Origin of the sequence: Nocardia crassostreae, from assembly GCF_001613405.1 — a bacterium.
GTDB classification, from domain to species: domain Bacteria; phylum Actinomycetota; class Actinomycetes; order Mycobacteriales; family Mycobacteriaceae; genus Nocardia; species Nocardia crassostreae.
This window is the reverse complement of sequence record NZ_BDCH01000014.1, coordinates 511,245-533,266: the sequence shown is the minus strand read 5'-3', so window position 1 is coordinate 533,266 and position 22,022 is coordinate 511,245. Positions and strand designations below refer to the sequence as shown.

Genomic DNA, 22,022 nt, shown 5'->3' with positions numbered 1-22,022 from the left:
GCAATCCTCCAGCGAGATCAGCTGGTCATCGAGTAGGTCCGGGGGCAGGTGACTGAGACCGGAATCGCGGAGATCGGCGCAAATTAGCTAATGGTCACGCGGTCGCCTTGGCGTGGCGGCCAGGGGGATTCAGCATGTACTTGCCGTCGCCGAGTGCGACCGAGGATTGGGCAACGGCGTCGTGAACAAGTCCCCAACGTGTCGTTGCTGACCAGCGCACTTCGGACATCTCCGTTAGCGTGGGCAGCTGAGCCTGACTCAGGTCCGCCCCGTCGAGGATGGCGCCAGTCAGGTCTGCGTCCTGTAATACGGCATCTCCGAACACCACTCCGGTGAGGATGGCCCGTCGTAGCGTTGCACCACGCAGGTTCGCTCCGCGAAGGTCCGCCCTATCCAAATCCGCCTCCAATAGGTCGGCGTCGGATAGATCCGCCTCGCGGAGGTCCGTATCGGACAGGTTCGAGGCGTCCAGGTTCGCGCCCGACATATTGATTCCGCGCAGGTATCCGGCGGCGAAGTCAGCTCCGGTCAGATTCGAACCTCTACCGTCCGCACAGTGCAACGCGAGCAGAGGGCGGTTGGACATCGCTGTGACGACCATATCCAGCCATGTCGCAGGGCGCGGTCGCGTTTTCCCGGGAGGCCGTCGCAGCCCCGGCCGCCGCAGTGCACTCGACGACCAGCCGCACGTCCATAGCCATCACCACCCGCGCCAACCACAGGCGGTCGCCAGCCTCATCGCCTACAAAGGCCGTCAACGACACCCGATTCGCACACAACGAGCAACCGCTCACGGGCGCCCGAGGTGGGTTGGGCATATTCACGCTTCGTGGTGTCCGGAGGGGACACGACCACTACGCGCACGCATTCCACCAGCGAAACAGCTGAGTATCGAGTAATCCTGGCCGCATCTCGATGGGTCGCGCGGAAGACCGCGACCAGTTGGTCTCGCGGACCGGTCGTCGATCAGACTGCACCGCTTTGCGTTTCGGACATGCGGCGCATCATTTCCTCGGGCGTGACGTCCTCGACGTGGCTGGCGATCGTCCATCCGTGTCCGAAGGGGTCGACGAGGTAGCCGTTCCGATCGCCGTAGAACTGGTCTTGTGGCGAACGGGCCAGTGTCGCACCGAGTTCCACCGCACGCTGGGCGGTCGCATCGACATCGGGGACGTAGATGAACAGGAAGACGGGAGAGCCGGGCAGGCCGCCCGGCGGGGGCGCGGTGGTGCCCATCAGGGCGGACTCGTCCTCGACGATGACGACCGAGTCACCGATCTCGATTTCGGCGTGCACGATTCCGCCGTCCGGCCCGGGGAATCGCACGCGCTCGTGGGCGCCGAACACTTCGGTGTAGAACTCGATGGCCTTCGCGGCGCTCGAGACCACGAGGGCGGGTGTGATGCGCCGATAGGTCGCGGGGATCGGGGCGGGTGTGGTCGTCATGGCGTTGCTCCTGGTCGATGCGGATATCGAGGGGAAAGGTCGGTGCGTCCGATCGACCCTCCTACCTATCAGACGATCGGCGCTGCGCCGCATACGACATCGCGCGCGAGAAATCTGGTCAGCTCCAGTTGAGCCGCTGTTCGAGCAGCAGTTGCTGGGCGGGATTGGCGGTGAGCGCGCGGGCGCGTGCGTCGGCGGTTTGCGCGGCGTCGGTGTCACCGATTGCCCGCAACAACTCGCCGCGGGTGGCGTGATAGAGCGGATAGCGATCGAGCGGGGCGGCGAGTGGTTCGAGTTCGGTCAGCGCGCGTGCCGGGCCGTGGACATAGCTGGCGGCAATGGCCCTGTGCAGCCGGGTAATCGGTGACGGGGACAGCACCAGCAGCATGTCGTAGAGGGCCACGATCTGCGGCCAGTCGGTGTCCTCCCAGCTCGGTGCTTCCGCATGACAGGCCACCAAGGCGGCCTGCAACTGATAGGGGCCCGGCCGGTGCCGACGTGCCGCCCGGGTCAGCAGGGCGGTCGCGTCGGTAATGGCCCGCCGGTCCCAGCGGGAGCGATCCTGATCGCGCAGCAGGACCAGACCGGCGCCGTCGAACCGGGCCGGGGTTCGCGCCCGGTGCAGCCGGATGAGGGCGAGCAGTCCGGCGGCCTCGGGTTCGGTGGGCATGAGTCCGGCCAGCAGTGCGGCCAGCCATTCCGCGTCCGCGGCCAGATCCGGTCGATGCACCGCATCGGCGGTGGTCGACAGATACGCCTCGTTGAACATCAGATAGATCACCGCGAGCACCTCGCCGAGCCGGGCGGGCAGTTCCTCGGCATCCGGAATCCGGTACGGGATCGCAGCCTCGGCTATCTTGCGCTTCGCTCGCGTCAATCGTTGTGCCACAGTGCTTTCCGTCACCACGAAGGCGGCGTCGATCTGCTCGGTCGTCAATCCGCACACCACCCGCAGTGTGAGCGCGATCTGCGCGGTGCGCGGCAGCGCGGGATGGCAGCAGGTGAAGATGAGCCGCAGCCGGTCATCCGGCGCCGACCGCACCGGCCATTGCAATTCGGCGAGTTTGGCGCGATAGTTCCGTTCTCTGCGCAGGACGTCGATTCCGCGCCGCCGCGCAACGGTCAGCAGCCACGCATCGGGATGTTCGGGAATGCCGTCCACCGGCCAGCGGCGCAGCGCGGCCTCCACCGCGTCCTGCACCAGGTCCTCGGCCGCTCCGACATCCCCGAGCAGCGCGACCAACGAGGCCGTCAGTCGCGCTGCGTGGTCACGAACGACCCGAACCAATTCCTCCTCGTGCGCGGAGTCGCCCATCCCGCATCAGGATTCGAGCGGCCGGATCTCGACGATCGGGCACCCGGGCCACCTCCGCACCATGGACAGCGCTTCGTCCAGATCAGCGACCTCGATCTCGGAATACCCACTGACCACCTCCTTGCCCTCCACGAACGGCCCATCACTGACAACCGGCTCCCCGTCCCCGAGCCGCACCGTGGTCGCCGTCCGCGGATCACACAACTTCGCCCCACCCCGAATCTTGTCCGCATACCGAGCCAACCACGCCCCGACCCGCTCGTACGCCCGATCCCGATCCTCCGGCGACATCGCCTCGAGTTCGGCCGAGAACTTCTCGTCATCGACGAACAACAGCATGTACTTCATAGGTCCTCCTGTTTCGGCGGCCTGGTCATTCCCCAGCCTCTACCCACAAGACGATCGGCACAACGCGATTCACGACATCGCCCGACACTCAACCCTCCGCGCCGGTGGATGCCCTACCGTGGTTCCCCCGGTTTCTGGGAGGGCTCTGACTGTGCACAGGTCAGACTTCGCCGCGGCCACAAGCTATTGCGGTTTTGGAGCGTCAGATCAATAGACGACCCCCTGCGCGGCTTCGTCGAGGACCGCGCTATTGGCGTAGGTCAGATGGATGCCAATCTGGTTGTAGATCTGTCCGATCATGCCCCAGGCGTTGCCTGGTTGCAGCTCCGGGGAGCAGACGATATCGCGTGGCTTGCATACCTCGGTGAAGAAGATGTCCCACTTGGAGGCCATGTCCCGCTCCGAGCCGCTGCCCGACAACCACGGGAACACTTGACCGATCCCAACCGTCTCCGGTCGCGCACCGCCCACCAGATACCCGTCGTGTGCGAGGCGGTCGCCATCGGCAACGAGCAGGGCGCCGATGAACCCGGGCAAGGGTGCCGTCGTGGGGTGCAACTGTTGCAGGACTCGGTGAATGACCATCGCGCCCTGGGAGTATCCGCCGAGTACGAGTTGTTTGCCGCGGCAGTCCGCGCTGTTTCGGTAGTCGTCGAGCAAGCGTCGGGTTTTCGCGACCCCGTCGGCGATGCTGGCGAAGAAGGCGCTGCTATCCCATGGCAGCAGCAACAGCGTATTCGGGTGGAGGGCCCAGTAGTCGACGGCCACGGCGTTGACACGCACCCCGCGCGCGGCCAGCTTCCGGTCCATCGACGAGTATGCAGACCACATCACCGGCCCGAGACCACTACGGCCGAACGGCGATTCACCAGATCCATGCGCACCGATGAACACGACACTGGCGTTGCGGCAGGCGATAGCGATCGCCGGTCGCACCGGGTCCGGCGCAGCGGCCGCGGGCGCGGGCACCGCGAGGGTGGCGGCGACGAGGGCCGATGACAGCAAGCCAGCGACCGCCGTTTTGCGGAGACCGAACCACATGATCAGGGCACCTTCCAGAACGATAGGCACGGGATGGAAATCAAGAGCACTCGAGAACCGCAATAGCCCGGCATCGTAGGAGATGCGTCTGGCAGACACGCCTGAATTCGCAGCCTGAGTCCGCCACGCTTTCGGCCCGGCGCGTCGGCACTTACCGCCAAAGTGCTTCGGCACAACTGTCTCGCAACGAATTCTGCGAAGGAAGGCCGGAGAGGCCGTAGCGCCAGGCGACCGTCATCAATCGCCTGCGGGGTGTGTGGAGCCTCACCGGAATACAGGTTGTGCACCGAATCACCTGCACCCCTTCACGGCGGCTCATACGGCCGACCGCGCGATATCACGAACCGTGGGGGTCAAAGTGGCTTCAAACAAGAACGCCCGAATTGCCTTGCAGTGCAAGACAATGCGGGCATGGTTGTGTCCGGAGGGGGACACGACCACTACGCACACGCCTTCTACCGGCGGAAGTGCCCGACGCTCGGGTAGTAACGATCACGACGCGGTCTGCGGGCGGCGTGTCAGGCGCGGTGTCATTCACCGACGTAGTCGACGAGGGCCGCGAACACTTGCCGCAGGGTGGCCTGGCTGATCGTTCCGACGGGCTCGGTGAACCACGACATCGGGATGACCTTCGGCCAATACACCTGGACCGCCGCGCCCGGAAACGGATCGAGATCGCCGAGCGGCACGATCAAACTGAAGGCCGACGGGTCGAGATCGTTATCTATGTGGTCGAGGATCGGCAGTACGAGAGCGGTGGACATCGCACGGTTGGCGCCGTCGTTGGAGATCACGACCACTCGATCGCCGGATATGGCCGACGGCTTGTCGCGGCCGCTCACGCCGGGCAGATAGGAGCGAATCTCGCCGCGCCGCACTGTCATCTACCGCGCCTCGCCGAGCGCCTGTCTGATCGCCACCTGCTGTAGTTCCAGATCGGCCAGGGCGCGGGCTTCGACGTCATTTCCTTGTCGGCGTTCCCAATCGGCCACCGCCTGCCCGGCCAGGTACATCAGCTCGTGGCGCGCTGCCCGTTCCATGAAGGAACTGATGTTCCCATTGGAGACCTCGCGCACCCGGTTGAGGACGTGCTCATCGATGGTGATCGAGGTATTGGTCTTCATACCACGAAGAGTACCAGCGGAGGTGTTCAGGCATTCGGATTCCCGAGGACGCTGATGCACATGCGGGCGCATTCGGCGGCCAGTTCGGCGGCGTTCATGTCGATGGCGTTGTCGAGCCAGCCTTCGATCAGCTGGTTGACGCCGCCGGTTATGAAAAGCGCGGCGCGGCGTAGCCAGGCTGGATCAGGGGTGACGCCGAGGGCCGCGGGGGCGTATTCGACGACGAGGTCCGCGATCATGGTCAGCACCTCGTGCCGCCGCCGAATCAGTTCCGGTAGGTCGCCGGGTTCACTGGACACGATCCGGTGGATGTGCCGGTCGCTGTCGACGGTCTCCAGGAACGCCTGCAGTGCGGAACGCAGCTTCTCCTCGGCGGGCCCGGCGGTGGACACACCCGCCTGGACCAAGACCGCCAGCAGTTGGTCGCGGATTTCGTCGACGACGGTGGCCAGCAAGGGATTCCACGGCACGTTCATCCGCCGCATCGCCGCACGCAGCGGCCGTGATATCACGATCGAAGGCATGCGACCCGGGGCGCTGATCCTGCGGGCGCGACCGATCACTCAATCCCACGAATCGTGGGGGTTCAATACGGCTTTGAACACCGAATTCTCGAATTTCCTTGCGGTGCAAAGCAATTCGAGCTTCATTGTGTCCGGAGGAGGACTTGAACCCACACGCCCTAATACGGGCACTAGCACCTCAAGCTAGCGCGTCTGCCATTCCGCCACCCGGACCGGTGATGCTCCATAAGATTAGCGGAGGGGTGGCCGAAAATAAAAATCGGGACGAAAGAGCTTGTGGGGGGGCGGTTTTAGCGGGCGTCGGGGTCGTCGATGACGCGGCGGTGGAGCTCGGCGGTCATCTGGTGGATGGCGCGGGTGAGTTCGAGGTTGGTCTTGAGTTCGAGTTCCTGTTCGGTGAAGTCGTGGTCGGCCTTGAGTTGCTGGAACTCGGCTTGGCGGTTCTGGCCGATCATGACGAAGGTGGAGAGGAAGATCGCTTCCAGGGAGACGGCGAGAGTCAGTGTGGGCCAAGGGCTTTTCTCGATGAAGAGCATCCAGACGGCGAAGCCGATGGCGTGGATGTAGACGAACTGCATGGAGCCCGCGAACTTGGTGATCCAGTCGGCGACGCGGAGTTGCAGATCGGCGGCGCGCTGCTGTTGCAGGCGGATGACGGCGGGGTGGTGCGGAAGCTTGGGCGGCGTCACGGTCAACCTCCTCGTCGGCGATCCCCGGGGGGGGGGCGGCGGCGGCCGCGCCCCCGGGGCTGAAAGTTCTACTTGTTGAAGAAGATTCCCGCGAAGTCGGCGTCGCGGATGGGGGTGTTCTCGTTCGCTTGGACGCGGCACAGCGCTTGGACGGCGGCCATGGAGATGTCGACATTGGTGCCGGGGGGCTCGTTGTCACTGCCGGTTTGCTGCTTGATGGCCTTGGTGACGGTCATGCGCTGGGTGTCGGCGTCCTGCTTCAGGTAGTCGGCGCAGGTGGTGTCGCCGCCCTTGTTGAGGGCGCGCTCGACGTCGGTGCAGCCGGACAGCAGGGTTACGGCGAACAGGGCGGCGGCTGCGCCGGCGGTCCATCGCATGGGGTTCATGGTGCGTTCCTCGTTGTCGCGCGCGGCGGATGGGCCGCCGCGATCGACCGCCACTGTAGATGGCCGCCAACCATCGGCAATCAGGGGCGGACCCGGAGATTCTCGGAAGTTGATGTGAGTTGCGTCACATTTTATCGCACGTTCGAGGCGGCCTCGCGGCATGGTTGTGGGATGCCTATTGCCTCCGGCGAAACGATTCGAGTGCTCGGTGCGAGCGAGCACAATCTCCGCAACATTTCGATCGAGATCCCCAAGAACCAGATCACCGTTTTCACGGGGGTGTCGGGCTCGGGCAAGTCGTCCATCGTGTTCGACACCATCGCCGTGGAGTCGCAGCGGCAGCTGTATGCGACCTTTCCGGCCTTCATCCTGAACTTCCTGCCGCGCTACGAGCGGCCGCACGCCGAGGCGATCGAGAATCTGACGGCGCCGGTGATCATCGATCAGCAACCGGTGGGCGGCGGGCCGCGCTCGACGGTCGGGACCATGACCGATATCTACTCCATGATCCGCGCCATGTTCGCCCGCTTCGGATCGCCGTCGACGGGGCTGGTCTACGACTACTCCTTCAATACCCCGCAGGGCATGTGCCCGGAGTGCGACGGCCTGGGGATGACCATCACCGCCGACCCCGACAAGCTTGTGGATAGATCCAAATCCCTCAACGAAGGCGCCATCCTGCTGCCGGGATACGTTGTGGGCAGCGGAGATTGGCAGCTCTACGGCAATTCCGGGCGCTTCGACCTGGACAAGAAGCTCGCCGACTACAGCGAGCCGGAATGGCACGATCTGCTGCACGGCACCGGCGGCAAAGTGGAGCTGACCTTCAACAAGGGGAGTTGGAAGGCGAACTATGAAGGGCTCGTGGACAAGTTCACGCGCTCCAAGCTCAAGCGCGACACCTCCGGACTGTCGGAGAAGACCCGCGAGGAGATCCAGAAGTTCCTGACCGAGGGCGTGTGCCCGGCCTGTCACGGTGCGCGGCTCAATGAGAAGGCCCCGGCCACCAAGATCGACGGGCGCACTATCGCCGAGTGGACGGCGCTGCAGATCACCGATCTCATCGAGGTGCTCGATGCCGTGACCGATCCGGCCGCACAGGGACTCGCCGAGGCCTGCCGCATTGCGCTCGGGCGGGTCGCGGACATCTGGCTCGGCTATCTGAGCCTGGACCGGCCGACCTCCACCCTGTCCGGCGGTGAGGGCCAGCGGCTGAAGATGATCAAACACCTGGGCAGCACCCTGGTCGGGATGACCTACATCTTCGACGAGCCCAGCGTCGGCCTGCATCCGCGCGATGTGGGCCGCCTCAACCGGATGCTGGAGCCCTGCGCGACAAGGGCAATACGGTGCTGGTGGTCGAACACGATCCCGATGTCATCCAGCTCGCCGATCACATCGTGGATGTCGGACCGCGCGCGGGCGTGCACGGCGGCGAGATCATGTTCACCGGCACGTTCGACGAACTGCGCGCCGCCGACACCCTCACCGGGCAGGGACTGCGCCGCACCTTCCGGGTCAAGGACGTCTTCCGGTCCGGCACCGGCGAACTCCGGGTCGAGAATGCGACCGCGCACAATCTGAAGAACGTCTCCCTGGGGATCCCGACCGGCATCATGACCGCCATCACCGGCGTCGCCGGATCGGGCAAGAGCAGCCTCATCCGCGACGAATTCATGTCGCGCTATCCGGATTCGGTCTTCGTCGACCAATCCGCCATCGGCGCGTCCTCGCGCTCCACGTCCGCCACCTACCTCGGCCTGATGGACGCCATCCGCAAGCTGTTCGCCAAGGCCACGGGCGAGCCCGCCGGGCTGTTCAGCTTCAACTCCGACGGCGCCTGCAAGGAATGCGAGGGCCGCGGCGTGATCATCACCGAGGTCGCCTACATGGATCCGGTGACCACACACTGCGAATCCTGTGACGGGCGGCGCTTCTCAGAGGGCGTGCTCGCATTGCACCTGCGCGGCAAGTCGATCGCCGACGTCCTCGAAATGTCCGCGGAGGAGGCCGTGGAGTTTTTCCCGGAAAAGGCATTGAATGCCAAGTTGCGCACCATGATCGAAGTGGGGCTCGACTACCTCAGCCTCGGACAGGCCATGAGCACCCTGTCCGGCGGCGAACGCCAGCGCATCAAGCTCGCCACCCAACTGCAGAACACCGGCAGCGTCTACGTTCTGGACGAACCCACCACCGGGCTGCACATGTCCGATGTCGACACCCTGCTGGCGCTGATGGACAGACTCGTCGAACGCGGCAATACCGTCATAGTCATCGAGCACAATCTGGACGTGGTCGCCCATGCCGACTGGGTCGTCGACCTCGGGCCCGACGGCGGCAAGAACGGCGGCGAGATCGTTTTCACCGGCACTCCGGCCGATCTCCTGGCCGACCAGGTATCCCTGACCGGGGAGTACTTGCGCCGCTACAAGTCCGGCACGCACGCCCGCGGCGCCTGACGATCACCGCACACACGAACGGAGCACACCGATGAGTCGTCATATCCAGGTCACCTTCGACGCCCACGACCCGAAGGCGCTGTCCATTTTCTGGCGCGATGTGCTGGGCTATGTCCACCCGGCCCCGCCCGGGGTCCGAGCTGCCCGAGGGCGCCGATCCGCTGGCCGCCTGGGACGAGTTCCTCGCGCGGATCGGCGTGCCGGAGGATCAGCGCAATACGCGATCGGCCATCGAGGATCCGGACGGGGACGGCCCGCGCGTGTTCTTCCGACAGGTGCCGGAGGACAAGGTCGTGAAGAATCGCGTCCATCTCGATGTCCGGGCGGCGCCGGGCCTGCAGGGCGAGGAGCGCATGGCCGCGCTCGAGGCCGAATGCGATCGGCTCGTCGCCCTGGGCGCGAAACGGCAGCGCCGCGTCGATCCCGCCCCGCCGATGGAATCGGGCTTCATCGTCATGAACGATCCCGAGGGCAACGAGTTCTGCCTGGACTGACTCGCGTTCCGGGCACGGCGCGCGGTCGCGTCCGGAATGGCAGTCGGTGCAACGTTATCGGGAATGCGATTCCGCAGCGCATGCCGCGCGCCACACGCGGGCCTCGCTGATATTGCCGCACCGGTCCAGGACCTCGGCCAGACCGGCCATGGCGCGGGCGTCGCCGTACTCGGCCGCGGTGCGCCACCAGCGTTCGGCCTCGGCCAGATCACCGCGGCGGAAATGGACCACGCCCAGGTCGTAGGCGGCGGCGAGGTGGCCGAGAGCGGCTGCCTGGGACCAGAGTTCGCACGCCTGGTCCTCCTCGCCGCGGCCGTGCATGGCCACCGCCAGCTCGTAGAGCGCGCCGCTGTAGCGGCTCGCCTCGGGCGCCGGAATCGGATCGGGCGGCGTGGGCCCGGTGGTGAATTCCACGACGAGCTCGGTGAAATCGGGCGGGCCGACCCCGGTGCTGCAATGCAGGATGATGTGACCGCGTTCGCGGGTGATGAGCATGCCGTAGTTGCCCGACCAGGACACCACGGCGTCGGTGTCGTCCACCCAGACCGGCGAGAGGGAGATGGCCGCCTCGGATTCGGTGGGGCAGACCTGGAGATCGATACCGCCGGTCATGGCGTCGGACCAGACGTCAACCCCCATCAACTGCCGCCCGTTCAGCAGTACGTGACCGCCGTCCACGCCCATGCCGATCCCGAGGCTACGCACCCCGCGCCGGGGCGCTGCCGTGCGTAGCTCGAACCGGACGTTCACGGGGGAGCGGCCGACGATTTCCTGGTGGACCGGATAGACCTGCGCTCCGTTCGAGGTCACCGGCTCGGCACTGTCGTATCGGTCCGCCAGTGGTGAATCGATGGTGCTCCACTCGGCGCACGGATACGACCCCTGCATTGCCCCGCCTTTCACCGGTGCGCGTGTGCTGTTTCGCGCCTACCATAGTCCCCATCGCGGCCCATAAGCCCCGTATTTGCCAGGTGTCTTCGGCAGCAAACACCTGGTCGGACGACCTGCGAATGAGACCGGTTTTCGCAGGTCGCCCGACGTGTTCCCCCGGTCCGCGCGGTGTGTCGTGCGGGCACCCGGCCAGTCGTCATGTTTACTCGTGGCCGACGTACCAGCGAACGAGTGAAAGGTAAGGACATATGGCTCTGCCCACGATGACCCCCGAACAACGCTTTGAGGCGCTGGCCAAGGCCGCCGCGGTGCGCAAGGCCCGCTCCGAGTTGATCGCGCAGGTGAAGAAGGGTTCGGTCAGCCTGGCCGAGGTGCTCAAGCGCGCGGACAAGGAAGACCTGGTCAAGAAGACCAAGGTGGCCGCGGTCATCAAGGCCCTGCCGGGCATCGGCCCGGTCAAGGCCGCCAAGCTCATGGACGAGGCCGAGATTCCCGCCGACCGCCGCATCGGCGGCCTGGGATCCCGCCAGCGCACCGCTCTGCTGGAGGCGTTGAGCTCGTAGTCTCGAGGGGTCGCCTGCCGGGCCGAACGTGGCCCGGCGGCCAACCACTCCTCCCCGCCACGGTTCTCAGCAAAACGCCCCGTAAACGGCCGATTTGGTCCGGGCGGTCTCATCCGATAACCTTGCTGAGCACCACCGGTCCGGGTGGCGGAATGGCAGACGCGCTAGCTTGAGGTGCTAGTGCCCGTATTAGGGCGTGGGGGTTCAAGTCCCCCTCCGGACACACTGTCGGAAGAGCTCTCCCTGCATAAAGGGAGAGCTCTTTTTCGTTCAGTTTCGACCTCTCGTGACCAGATCGTTGTCGCTCTGCTCCCAAGTCAGAGGTCGAACCTGACGGCCAGCACCATCTTGATGAAGTCCAGCATCTCCTGAGTCGCCGTCCCGTCGTAGGTCCCCGATTCCAGCACGGCTCGCACGCACGGGATGAACCGATGCACCGCCAGCACGCGGCCCTCATCCCATCCCACCGAGAAGATCCGCAGATCCTGCGGCATTTCCCGGGCCTCGACGACCGGCACCGCCACCGCGACATCGCGATGGCGCAGCAGTGCCGGACCATCGACGATCACCACCGTCAGGTAGCCGTCGCCCGCGGCGATGGTGTAGATGTCGCCTTGGCGCAGCTCCCTCACAAGGGCAGGCCCATACCGATGCGCAGCAGGTCGGAATCGCTGTGCTTGGGCGGGTTCGCCTTCTCGTGAGCGGCAATACGCCGCATCTCCTTGTCTGCGAGCCGTTGCAGAACAGCCCGATTGATTTCAGCACTGACATTGCCCTGCGCGCTGGCGCGCAGGGCCTCGGCCGTCGCATCCGGGAGGCTGATATTCAGTTTCGCCATAGCACCACGGTAAAGCGTGACGCTTTACCGTGGCAAGCCGCCGCGACTGCCGCCCGCCCACCAGCGCCCAACGTCTGGGCCTCAGACCGCACCGGCACTTCCGCGCGCCTGACCGCCGTCAAAATTCGCGAACGACACGCCCGCCGCAACCCTGTCGACTGCCGTCACGATTGGTGAACAACCGCCGTCAGCGACTAACGGGATCCGCTCACGCGGCGTCGAGAGTAGTCGCCAATACCCGCGCCGCACACCAAGTTGCGTCAACAATGTGGCAGGAACCCAGACTATCGTCTGCCACATTTCCGACGCACTGCTGCTTGCGGTCCGTCTCATGCACCAACTCAACTGGCAACGGACACCCCCGGTCCAGGGTGAAAAGCAGTGAGCCGGTGCGTCCTTCGCTGATCGCGTCATCGTTGGTGTGATCAGGTAACCGAGATCGCGGTAGCGGATGGTGCCGGTGCCGATGCTGTATCCGCTGAAATCGTGAATCGTGGGTATTGATGGGTTCTTCTGGGATATTTGTGGTTTCACCGACCGGGCTCATCCGGCGAGGGCGGGGCAGGCTTGTCGCAGAGTCTCCCAAACCCTGTGTGGTGCACGGAATTCAGGATCGGAGCGGTAGATCTCGGCGATGGCGGTAGCGGTATCCAGTTGCTGGGCGGCCGCGTCGATTGTGGCGGCCGGGATCGGCGGCTGCGCGCCGGGTACATGGCTCAATACCGGCTGTCCGGGGTCGAGAATGCCGTAGGCGATACTGGATTCGATCTGCCGGTCGCACTGGCACGGGTTGGCGCGGTCGACGAGGCCGCAGCGGTCGGCGATGATTGCCCGCATGGTTTTGCGGGCGCGGGCGAGCCGCTGCCGGAACGCGGCCCGGGTGATGCCCAGCGCCTCGGCCCCCTCGCTGTCGGGCAGCCCGATGAGGTCGCCGAGCAGGTAGGCGATGCGCAGGTCTCGGGTGAGCGCGAGCAGCATGCCGTAGGTGCAGGCGAGCCGCACCTCCCCGGCGAGCAGCCGGAACTCGGCCTCGTCGAAGCGATCCGGCGGGGCGGGCGCGAGATTGCGGTCGATCCAGTCGGCGAACGGTTCCGGCCCGGCCACACTCAGTTCGGCCGGTCCGCGCGTGCTGCGCAGCAGATAGCGGGACGCGATCGTGTACACCCAGGCGGTCAGCTTCGACCGGCCCTGGAACTCCGAGAGGTGGGTGACGACGAGAATGAGGATTTCCTGGGTGGCATCGGCCGCGGCCTCCGGATCCGAACTGAATCGCAGCGCCAGCCGGAACACGGGATCCTGCAGTTCCCGGCACAGGTGCTCGAGCGAGGCCGCGTCACCGGCGACCGCTCGGCCGGCCAGACCCTCGAGGTCCGGCCGGACCGCGGCCTCACGCATCGGCGAACTCGACGGTTGCGTGCTCCATCGACACCATCTCCTTGATGAACGCGAAGGCGGCGGCGCATTCGGGCACCGCGCCGATCCCGGCCGCCGCGGCGTCCGCGGCGGCTCGGTCGCGCCATTGCACCACATCCAGCCAGGTGCGCTCGTCGAGGCGGACCAGCCGCAGCGATACGAACCCGTCGAACTTCTCGCGCAAGGCGGTCAGCATCGCCGGACGCGCGGCCAGCATCGCCTCGGCATCGGACGGATCGACGGTGAAGCGCGCCAGTTCCATGACAGCCATGTTTCTCTCCTCGAGTGATCGAATGATTCGACACAAGATGAGAGACCGGGCGGATCGCGACTGTGACAGCCGATTATCGGTGATGGCGGTCACAGTTCGCCGGAACTCGGTGGGCGCTGCGCCATTACCAGGACGGCCGGAGATTTGTGAGGCATCCATTCGGTATTGATGCGGACGAGGGGAGTGGTAGCGAATTCGCTGGCCAGTCTCGTGGCAGCCCGGCCGTGGGTCAGGGGGGAGCCGGGTCGACAGATCGGCGATGACGGCGGTGGAGTCCTCCCAGAGCTGCCAGACATTGATGCCGTAGATGAGGTCGAAGCCGTGCAGGTCGGCGTCGAGTGCGGTGGCGTCGCCGAGCCGTAGTTCGAGCAGTCCGGGGGCGACGAATTGCCGGTTGCGGCGGTGGGCTTGGCGCCGCATCACCGGTGAGACATCGACGCCGATGATGCGGCCCTCGGGCACCCGACGACATGTCTCGCGCAGGGTCACGCCCGGTCCGTAGCCGAGTTCGAGAACACGTGCGTCGCGGTTCGGTGCGAGTTTGTCGATCGCCCATCGACCTCGGCTGACACTGCTGGGCCGATGGGCCATGATCACCCCGGCGAGTGATCCGAGGGGTCCCCGCGGGCGGGCGAACTGCGTCATGAGCGTGTCGGTGAATGGCACGGCCCTGCTCCTGGATTCGTTGGGCTATGTCTTTCGCCGACCAGGCTTCCCGGCACACCGGGCTGAACTCTAGCCTGATTCGTCGGCTGAATCGGGGATTCGCGGGTTTACGCGGCGGGCGGGCGCGTTATGCCGCGCCGTAGTTCGCCGACGGTGTGTCCGACACGAGGCTGCTCCAGCCTGCGGGAGGAGCGCAGTTGCCACGGGACGCTGGTGACCATCACTCCGGCCTCGAACAGCAGCCGTGTCTTCAGGCGCAGGGAACTCTGGTTGTGGAGCAGGTTCTCCCACCAGTGGCCGACGACGTATTCGGGGATGTAGACGCTCACGACGTCGCGAGGATGGTCTCGGCGCAGGCGTTTGATGTAGTCGATGAGGGGCCGGGTGATCTCCCGGTAGGGCGATTCGATCACCTTGAGCGGGATGGTCACCGCATGCCGATCCCAATCCTGGTGCAGCAGAAGGGTATCGGTGTCGTCCACGTTGACGGTGAGGGCAGTGATCGTGTCCGGCCGCGTGGCACGCGCGAACTGGACGGCACGCTGGGTGGCCTTGTGCCAGCCGGAGACCAGCACGATCGCGTGCACCCGGCTGGGCAGGGTGGCGGTTTCCGCGTCGATGGTGAGCTCGGCGCGCACCGCGCGATAGTGGCGGTTGATGGCGTACATCAGCGCGACGAGGACCGGGATGGCGAAGACGACCAGATACGCGCCGTGGGTGAACTTGGTGACCATGACGACCACGAGCACGACACCGGTGAAGCAGGCGCCGAAGGCGTTGATGAATCGGGCACGGTGGAATCGCCTTCGATCAGTGGGGCTTTCGGTTTCGGAGAGGGTGCGGTTCCAGTGCCGCACCATGCCGATCTGGCAGAGCGTGAAGGAGGTGAAGACGCCGACGATATAGAGCTGGATCAACCGGGTGGCGGAGCCGTCGAAGGCGTAGACGAGTGCGCCCGCGACGATGGCGAGTAGGACGATGCCGTTGGAAAAGGCAAGCCGGTCGCCACGGGTGTGCAACTGGCGAGGCATATAACGATGCTAGGCGAGAATCGAATTCAGCAGCGGGAAGCCGTTGTAGGCGGTGTTGGCGGCGAGGATCAGGATGAGCGCGGTGGTGACCGTCAGGTAGTAGAAGGCGAGACTGCTGCCGCCGAACACAGCCGCGGCGATTTGCGCGATCACGGTGCGCTGCGGGTCGGTGGCACAGTCACCGGGAAATCCGATCAGGGCGCAGGTGTTCTAGGTGACACGAGTATCCGATATGAGGGCCAAGGCGGTGACGCCGGAGAACATGGTGATGGAGATGGCTCCCATGGCCGCCATGGTGAGAGCGGCATTGCGCGCCTTGGGCTTCCGGAATGCCGGTACACCGTTGGAGATGGCTTCGGCGCCTGTGAGCGCGGTACAGCCGGAGGAGAAGGCGCGCAATACCAGGAACGCCAGTGCCGCCGTGCCGAGACCGACCTGCTCGGCGTGGACTCCGTAGTGCGCGCTCTCGGCGACCGGTGCATCGCCGGTGAGAGTCTTGCCCAATCCGAGAACGATGATCGTGAGGACCCCGGCGATGAATGCGTAGGTGGGAATCGCGAAAGCGCGCCCGGACTCACGAACCCCCCGCAGGTTCATCGCGGTGAGGAACGCGATGAATCCGAGGTTGATTACGACCCGGTAGGGATTCAATTCCGGCACAGCGGAAATGATGTTGTCCACACCCGCGGCGATCGATACCGCCACGGTCATGACGTAATCGACCAGCAGCGCGGCCGCCACGACCAACCCCGGCAAAGGTCCCAGGTTCTTCGCGACCACTTCGTAAGAGCCACCGCCGGACGGATACGCCTGTACCACTTGCCGATACGACAGGACCACCACGGCGAGCAGCACCACCACGGCGCAGGCGATCCATGGCGCCAGATGAATGTAGGCCAGCCCGCCGAGAGTAGGGATGAGCAGAATCTCCTGCGTCGCGTACGCCACCGACGACAGGGGGTCGCTGGCGAAGATCGGCAGCGCTAGACGTTTCGGTAGCAGGGTTTCGCCGAGCCGGTCGCTGCGGAACGGGCGTCCCAGAATGAGCCGCTTGAATACGCCGATCGGAGCCGCCACGACAAGCCAGGGTAAAACCGCCGCGGTGCAGCGGAACTGGCCTCAGATGTATGGATTTCGTTAAGAACGTGAACCGCACCACACAGAAGGCGTCAATGCCGAAGTGGCGCGAACAGGGCGCGACTACGGTCCTGAACCGATGGACACACCGCCCCCGAGGCTCCCTCGATGAACCGACCCGCTGCGGATCTCACTGACCTGTGTGCTCTCGTCAGCCACCGCAATGTGGTCGAGACGTTGGACCTGCTTGCCCACACCTCTGCCACCGTCACCGAACTTGCCGCGGCCATCCCCGGCGGCCGACGCACGGTGCAGCCGGCATTGCGTGTCCTCGCCGCGGCCGGGCTCGCAACTCATGGCCACGGCAGTTGGGACTGTGCGCACGCGGGGGCAGACCCGGTGCGATTGACCGAGCGAGGGTGGCGCACCGTCGAAGCGTTGTCCAGTGTCGAGGGATGGACGGAGATGTACGAGCAGTCCGATGCGGCGCCGCGTTGATCCGCGAGCGATCACACGAGATCGGCGAAGGACTCCACGCAGGCGATGGTTCCGGAGACGATCAGTTGATCTCCGTCTGCGACGACGGTTTCCGTTGTAGCGTACGTGAATTCGCCGCCACGGCGTTTGATGGCGACCACAGTGACATTGAATTGCTCGCGCAGTCCGCTCTTGGTGAGGGTAGTGCCGATGACCGTGCGCGGGGCGGTAGTGCGCACCATGGCGTAATCATCGTCGAATTCGATGTAGTCGAGCATGCGGCCGGTGACCAGATGCGCGATGCGTTCACCCATATCGAATTCCGGCAGCACCACCCGGTGGGCGCCGATGCGTTCCAGGATGCGGCCGTGCTGGCGGCTGGTGGCCTTGGCCCAGATGCGGGGGATCTTGAAATCGACCAGCAGCGAGGTGGTGAGAATGCTCGCCTCCAGGTCGGTGCCGATGCCGACCACGGCATGGGGAAAGTGGGGGACCCCGAGCTCTTCGAGTGCTTCCTGGTCGGTGGTGTCGGCGACCGCGACGTGGGTCAGGTCATTGGAGAACTGTTGCACCAGGCGTGGATCGGAGTCGATGGCCAGCACCTCCGAACCGTGCACGACGAGTTCGCGGGCCAGTGAACTGCCGAAGCGGCCGAGGCCGATGACGACCACCCGGGTGGTCGGGTGTTTGGGGGGTTTGGCGTTCCTACCCAACAATGGGGCGCTCCTCCGGTAGCTCGTAGCGACGTTCGTATTCGCGCAGCGCAAGCGCGGATGCCAGGGTTATCGGTCCGACGCGGCCCAGGAACATCACAAGGACCAGCAGCAGGTGCCCGGCGGCGGGCAGATCGGCGGTGATGCCTGTGGACAGGCCGACCGTTCCGAAGGCCGACACCACCTCGAACAACACTGCGTCCAGCCGGTGGACGGACAGGCCGAGCAAGATCGTGGTGGCGATCATGACGACGCCGACGGCGAGCAGGACCACGGTGATGGCCTGGCGCTGGACGGACGCGGCCAGACGCCGTCCCATCACGTGCACGCTGGGCTGGCCACGGACCTCGGCATAGACGACGAAGGCCAGCAGCGCGAAGGTGGTGACCTTGATACCACCGGCCGTGCCGGCGCTGCCGCCGCCGACGAACATGAGTACATCATTGACCAGCAAGGTGGTGGAGTGCATGGAACCCACATCGACCGAGTTGAATCCAGCGGTGCGAGGACTCAATCCGTGGAAGGCGCCCGCCAGCAATCGACCAGGGTAGGAAAGCGTGCCCAGGGTGCCCGGATTGCTCCACTCGAGAGCGGTCACGAGCACTACACCCAGCACGGTCAGGCCGCCGTAGGTCAGCACGGTGACCTTCGTGTGTAGCGACCAGCCGAGCACGGGGGTTCCGCGCAGCCGCGCTCGTAGCGCACGCACCGTCTCGAAGACCACCGGAAATCCGATGCCGCCCAGGACGAAGGCGATTGTGATGGGCACGATGATCCACGGATCGGCGACATGCCGCACGAGACTGTCCTCGTGCAGCGCGAAACCTGCATTGTTGTAGGCCGAAATGGCATGGAACACGCCGTAATACAGTGCCGAACCGAAAGATTCGTCGGTGCTGGTGAACCGGCGCGCAGTCAGGATCGACGCGGTCACGAATTCGATTGCCAGGCTCATCGCCACGACGCCGAGCACCACCCGGCGAGTCTCACCCAATCGCAGCGCCTTCGTCTCGGCCTGCGCGATCAACTGCATACGCAGCCCCATTCGGCGGGCGACCAACAGCCCCAGCAGAGAGGCGGCGGTCATGATGCCGAGTCCGCCGACCTGAATGAGCCCCAGCACCAGCGCTTCGCCGAAACCGGACCAGTAGGTCGAGGTGTCGACAACGACAAGACCGGTCACGCAGATCGCCGAGGTTGAGGTGAACAGCGCCGTAACCGGATCGGTCCACGTGCCGGACTCCGAAGAGATCGGCAAGGTCAGCAGCGCCGCGCCGAGGAGATTGACCGCCAGAAAGCCCACGACGGTGAGTCGCGCCGGATGCCCGAGCGGACCCAGTCGGCGGACCACCGGTTGTGCCTTGCGCGGCATGCGATCAGCGCGCAGGGAACGGCCGCGTGCGCACCGCCCCGGCAGTAGTTGTGCTCGACAATGCTTCCCCTCGGGCTTGTCCGGGCGTCATCGCACGGGTTGGTAGTGCCCGGCGATCCTAACGGTTCGTTTACGGTGCATCGTCGAAGCACCCGGCCCGACGTCGCCTGCGCGTCGGCGGCTACCACCACTGTGTGATCATCGCGATGCGTCGTCCCAGCACAGGAGCCAGTGAGCGGGCGTAGCTGGCGGTGAGATGGTGCTCGTCGCGGTAGATGAGGACGTTGCCCTCGGCGACACGGCAGCGGTCCGGGCGGCATACCGCATCGGTCAGGTCAGGTCGAGCGGGAAGACATAACGGTGCCTCGGCATAGGACGGTTCGTCCACCAGCACCAGCGGGCAGCCTTCCTTCAGGAAGGTGACGATGCGGAACCCGTTATCGCGGGAGAGGACTTCGAGCGCGGGAATCCAGTGCTCGGAATGTGAGCCGCCGACAACCGCGATGGCGCGTCCGGCGGTCGTATCGCCGTAGGTGCAGCTGCGCACCTCGCGATTCGGGGTGATACAGCCGTCGAAGGTCGGCGGCGGGGCACGCCCGCCGCGATGCTTCGCGCCCAGGCGGGCATCGAGATCCAGGGCGCGGCCACGGCGAGCGCGGCTCCGGCCAGCAACTCCCAGATCCGGGCGCCGCTGTCGTAATATGTCCAGGCCTGATGCTGGGTCGTGCCGATCGCGGCATACCAGAACGAAACCAGTGCGCCGAGCACCACCAGGGCCAGTAGAGCGGCGCGGTGGCGGGTCGACCGCGGCCGGACCCGAACCCAGATCGCGATCACGGCCAGGATCGCCAGTTAGAACTGGCCTTGTACCGCCATGGACCACAGGTGCTGTAGCTGACTGATCGAGGGATCGGGTGCGACGTAGTCCATTTCCGCCGTGGCCAGATACCAGTTCTGGAAGTAGAAGCCCGACGCGACCAACTGTGCCGAGATCTCATCCCACTGCGTGTAGGGCCGCGCCACCACGGTGGCCGCGGCAACCGCGACGAGCACCACGATCAACGCGGGGAACAACCTGCGTCCGGTGCGCCGCAATGTCTGGGCGGCCTCGGCGGCACCGGTGGTCTCGGTGCGGCGCAACACCATGCCGGTGAAGAAGAATCCGGACAGCACCAGGAAGACGTCCACGCCACCGGACACCCGCCCCATCCACACATGGAAGGCCACCACCAGCGCGATCGCGACGCCGCGCAAACCATCCAGGTCGTCCCGGTAACCGGGTCGTAGTGAATTCTCCGGCAGCCGATTTCGGGTATCCGACCGGACAGGCGCCAGTGAACCCGGGATACGAGGACGCACGAGAACTCCCACGACGAGACGGCCCCGACCTGACCAACAAGGTGGGGTTGCCGACCAGACTTCCCGGCGCTCCGCTCATAAACATGCCCGAGCACTTGTGCCGGTGGCAAACCGTGATCCGTCAACCCCTTCACGGTATTTTGATTTGCGTCACGGCAATCCTTACGGCATCTTTACTGGCGGGGTGCCGGGAAGTCTGGTCGGCACCACGATCCCGAACCGCGGATCGTGGTCTGCTGATCGATCGAACGGTGGGGATCATGACGCTGGTATTGGCGTTCGGGTTGGTGCTGCTGGTCAGTGTCGCCCTGTCCGGGGTGGCGGCGCGGACCGTATTGTCCACGGCGCTGCTGTTTCTGGTGGCCGGCGCACTTCTCGGTCCGGGCGGATTCGCTGTAGTGGAAATCGATCCGGATGACCACGTGGTGGTCCTGCTGGCCGATGTCGCCCTGTTCACCGTGCTCTTCACCGACGGGCAGCGCGCGAATCTGCCCGCGCTGCGCGAGAATTGGCGGCTGTCGGGGCGGGCTCTCGGGCTGGGTATGCCGTTGACCATGGTGCTGATCGCGTTGCCCGCGCACTGGCTGGTCGGATTGGATTGGCCGACGGCGTTTCTGGTGGGCGCGATCCTCTCGTCGACCGATCCGGTGTTCGCGTCCGCGATCGTGGGCCGCAATGACGTGCCGTTGCGGCTGCGGCGACTGCTGAATGTGGAGTCCGTCCTCAACGACGGCTTGGCCCTGCCGTTCGTGCTGATCTTCCTGGCCACCGCCGCGCACCGCGACTCCGGACTGGGCACCATCGGCATCGAACTGGTGCTGGGCCTGGTGTTCGGTATCGCCATCGCCGCGGCGGTGGCGCTGGCCTGGCGGCTGCCGATCCTGACCGCGGAGCCGCGCCTACAGGCCTTGGGGCCGTTGGCCATTGCGGTGACCCTGTACGCGGCCTGCCACCTGACTCATGCCAACCCGTATCTGGCGGCGTTCGCCGCCGGGTCGACGCTGGCGACGTTGGACAGGGTGGCCGCCGAGGTTTTCGAGCCGTTCGGCGATCTGCTCTCCGAACTCACCAAATTCGCCGCCCTGCTGGTCTTCGGCGCGCTCATTACCCCGGAACGCCTGTCGCACCTGGGTTTCGGCGGCTGGGCCCTGGCCATCGTGGCCATCATCCTGGTACGCCCGGCAGCCATGCTGCTGTCGTTGATCCGCACCCCGCTGACCGGGCAGGAGCGCGCCGCGGCGGCCTGGTTCGGCCCGAAGGGCTTCGCCTCGGTCGTCTACGGCCTACTGGCCCTGCAATCGGGCATACCGAGCAGCGAGCTGGTCTTCGACCTCGTCGCGGTGACCATCGCATTGTCGATCGTGCTGCACTCCTCCACCGACGTGCCGGTGGCGCGGGTGCTGCGGGTGGAGCCGATGGACGATCTGCCGGCCGGGCACGCCGCGTCCGCGCCGACCGAGTCGATGCCCGGTAGGAGCTGAACGGCTATGCGGGACAACGAGGGTCGCCGAAAGAGGGCCCGATG

At 65.6% G+C, this 22,022-nt stretch carries 24 protein-coding genes, 2 tRNA genes and 2 pseudogenes; 7 read left to right on the top strand and 21 right to left on the bottom strand.

Annotated elements, in window-relative coordinates; translation table 11 throughout:
* Positions 1-94: 94 nt before the first annotated feature.
* The 11 genes from NC4_RS15085 to NC4_RS15035 all read right to left on the bottom strand — a co-directional run bounded on the left by NC4_RS15085 (position 95) and on the right by NC4_RS15035 (position 6,864).
* A complete protein-coding gene (locus tag NC4_RS15085) occupies positions 95-601 on the bottom strand; it encodes a pentapeptide repeat-containing protein (RefSeq protein WP_084529108.1) in 507 nt (168 codons plus the stop codon).
* Between the two features lie 365 nt (positions 602-966).
* A complete protein-coding gene (locus NC4_RS15080) occupies positions 967-1,446 on the bottom strand; it encodes a VOC family protein (protein ID WP_067537905.1) in 480 nt (159 codons plus the stop codon).
* 118 nt (positions 1,447-1,564) lie between these two features.
* Positions 1,565-2,761: an RNA polymerase sigma factor gene (locus tag NC4_RS15075; protein ID WP_067537903.1), complete on the bottom strand. Its 1,197-nt coding sequence runs from the start codon at positions 2,759-2,761 to the stop codon at positions 1,565-1,567.
* Positions 2,762-2,767: 6 nt separating this feature from the next.
* The gene (locus NC4_RS15070; protein ID WP_067537900.1) at positions 2,768-3,109 is read right to left on the bottom strand and encodes a YciI family protein; all 342 of its coding nucleotides are present in this window, start codon (positions 3,107-3,109) and stop codon (positions 2,768-2,770) included.
* A 207-nt stretch (positions 3,110-3,316) separates the two neighbouring features.
* Complete coding sequence (locus NC4_RS15065; protein WP_245721685.1) at positions 3,317-4,249, bottom strand: cutinase family protein; 933 nt, start codon at positions 4,247-4,249, stop codon at positions 3,317-3,319.
* A 431-nt stretch (positions 4,250-4,680) separates the two neighbouring features.
* Positions 4,681-5,034: a putative type II toxin-antitoxin system PemK/MazF family toxin gene (locus NC4_RS15060; RefSeq protein WP_067537896.1), complete on the bottom strand. Its 354-nt coding sequence runs from the start codon at positions 5,032-5,034 to the stop codon at positions 4,681-4,683.
* Positions 5,035-5,274: a hypothetical protein gene (locus NC4_RS15055; RefSeq protein ID WP_067537893.1), complete on the bottom strand. Its 240-nt coding sequence runs from the start codon at positions 5,272-5,274 to the stop codon at positions 5,035-5,037.
* Between the two features lie 26 nt (positions 5,275-5,300).
* Entirely contained in the window at positions 5,301-5,750 is a 450-nt protein-coding gene (locus NC4_RS15050; protein ID WP_174566852.1) for a hypothetical protein, read from the bottom strand.
* A 176-nt stretch (positions 5,751-5,926) separates the two neighbouring features.
* Positions 5,927-6,011: transfer RNA gene (locus NC4_RS15045), tRNA-Leu, on the bottom strand.
* A gap of 77 nt (positions 6,012-6,088) precedes the next feature.
* Complete coding sequence (locus NC4_RS15040; protein ID WP_245721684.1) at positions 6,089-6,487, bottom strand: DUF1003 domain-containing protein; 399 nt, start codon at positions 6,485-6,487, stop codon at positions 6,089-6,091.
* 68 nt (positions 6,488-6,555) lie between these two features.
* Positions 6,556-6,864: a hypothetical protein gene (locus NC4_RS15035; protein WP_169814805.1), complete on the bottom strand. Its 309-nt coding sequence runs from the start codon at positions 6,862-6,864 to the stop codon at positions 6,556-6,558.
* Positions 6,865-7,044: 180 nt separating this feature from the next.
* On the opposite strand from NC4_RS15035, the gene NC4_RS44650 reads away from it, so the two are divergent.
* From NC4_RS44650 to NC4_RS15025, 3 genes and pseudogenes are all read left to right on the top strand, one after another.
* Entirely contained in the window at positions 7,045-8,457 is a 1,413-nt protein-coding gene (locus NC4_RS44650) for a hypothetical protein (RefSeq protein WP_369690745.1), read from the top strand.
* A gap of 32 nt (positions 8,458-8,489) precedes the next feature.
* Complete coding sequence (locus tag NC4_RS44645; protein ID WP_369690753.1) at positions 8,490-9,332, top strand: ATP-binding cassette domain-containing protein; 843 nt, start codon at positions 8,490-8,492, stop codon at positions 9,330-9,332.
* A gap of 31 nt (positions 9,333-9,363) precedes the next feature.
* Positions 9,364-9,826 (top strand): annotated as a pseudogene (locus NC4_RS15025) (VOC family protein).
* Positions 9,827-9,880: 54 nt separating this feature from the next.
* Here NC4_RS15025 and NC4_RS15020 read toward each other — a convergent pair.
* Positions 9,881-10,636, bottom strand: a complete 756-nt coding sequence (locus NC4_RS15020; RefSeq protein ID WP_169814804.1) for a tetratricopeptide repeat protein — start codon at positions 10,634-10,636, stop codon at positions 9,881-9,883.
* Between the two features lie 329 nt (positions 10,637-10,965).
* On the opposite strand from NC4_RS15020, the gene mihF reads away from it, so the two are divergent.
* Positions 10,966-11,280 (top strand): integration host factor, actinobacterial type, encoded by a 315-nt coding sequence (gene mihF / locus NC4_RS15015; protein WP_067537884.1) that lies wholly within the window; start codon positions 10,966-10,968, stop codon positions 11,278-11,280.
* A 138-nt stretch (positions 11,281-11,418) separates the two neighbouring features.
* Positions 11,419-11,503, top strand: a tRNA-Leu gene (locus tag NC4_RS15010).
* 94 nt (positions 11,504-11,597) lie between these two features.
* Here the strand turns inward: NC4_RS15010 and NC4_RS15005 are convergent.
* From NC4_RS15005 to NC4_RS14985, 5 genes and pseudogenes are all read right to left on the bottom strand, one after another.
* Entirely contained in the window at positions 11,598-11,912 is a 315-nt protein-coding gene (locus NC4_RS15005) for a hypothetical protein (protein ID WP_067537881.1), read from the bottom strand.
* Positions 11,909-12,118 carry a hypothetical protein gene (locus tag NC4_RS15000; protein WP_029927731.1) on the bottom strand — a complete coding sequence of 70 codons (210 nt, stop codon included), beginning with the start codon at positions 12,116-12,118 and terminating at the stop codon, positions 11,909-11,911. The genes NC4_RS15005 and NC4_RS15000 overlap by 4 nt, the downstream gene beginning before the upstream one ends.
* 543 nt (positions 12,119-12,661) lie before the next feature.
* On the bottom strand, positions 12,662-13,513 hold the full coding sequence (locus tag NC4_RS14995; RefSeq protein WP_067537879.1) for an RNA polymerase sigma factor: 852 nt from the start codon (positions 13,511-13,513) through the stop codon (positions 12,662-12,664).
* Positions 13,506-14,468, bottom strand: coding sequence for a class I SAM-dependent methyltransferase (locus tag NC4_RS14990; protein WP_067537877.1), 963 nt, complete (start codon positions 14,466-14,468; stop codon positions 13,506-13,508). Before NC4_RS14990 ends, NC4_RS14995 begins: the two co-directional genes overlap by 8 nt.
* A 107-nt stretch (positions 14,469-14,575) precedes the next feature.
* Positions 14,576-16,576, bottom strand: a pseudogene (locus NC4_RS14985) (APC family permease).
* A 168-nt stretch (positions 16,577-16,744) separates the two neighbouring features.
* On the opposite strand from NC4_RS14985, the gene NC4_RS14980 reads away from it, so the two are divergent.
* Complete coding sequence (locus NC4_RS14980; RefSeq protein WP_067537874.1) at positions 16,745-17,074, top strand: ArsR/SmtB family transcription factor; 330 nt, start codon at positions 16,745-16,747, stop codon at positions 17,072-17,074.
* Between the two features lie 11 nt (positions 17,075-17,085).
* Here the strand turns inward: NC4_RS14980 and NC4_RS14975 are convergent, their stop codons facing one another.
* From NC4_RS14975 to NC4_RS44635, 4 genes are all read right to left on the bottom strand, one after another.
* Positions 17,086-17,724: a potassium channel family protein gene (locus NC4_RS14975; RefSeq protein WP_067537871.1), complete on the bottom strand. Its 639-nt coding sequence runs from the start codon at positions 17,722-17,724 to the stop codon at positions 17,086-17,088.
* 34 nt (positions 17,725-17,758) lie between these two features.
* Positions 17,759-19,138, bottom strand: a complete 1,380-nt coding sequence (locus tag NC4_RS14970; RefSeq protein WP_067537869.1) for a TrkH family potassium uptake protein — start codon at positions 19,136-19,138, stop codon at positions 17,759-17,761.
* Between the two features lie 181 nt (positions 19,139-19,319).
* Positions 19,320-19,685, bottom strand: coding sequence for an SGNH hydrolase domain-containing protein (locus tag NC4_RS44640; protein ID WP_067537866.1), 366 nt, complete (start codon positions 19,683-19,685; stop codon positions 19,320-19,322).
* A gap of 305 nt (positions 19,686-19,990) precedes the next feature.
* On the bottom strand, positions 19,991-20,497 hold the full coding sequence (locus NC4_RS44635) for an acyltransferase family protein (RefSeq protein ID WP_369690744.1): 507 nt from the start codon (positions 20,495-20,497) through the stop codon (positions 19,991-19,993).
* Between the two features lie 260 nt (positions 20,498-20,757).
* Between NC4_RS44635 and NC4_RS14955 the strand changes: the two genes are divergently transcribed.
* Positions 20,758-21,978, top strand: a complete 1,221-nt coding sequence (locus NC4_RS14955) for a cation:proton antiporter (protein WP_067537862.1) — start codon at positions 20,758-20,760, stop codon at positions 21,976-21,978.
* The last annotated feature ends 44 nt before the right edge of the window (positions 21,979-22,022 follow it).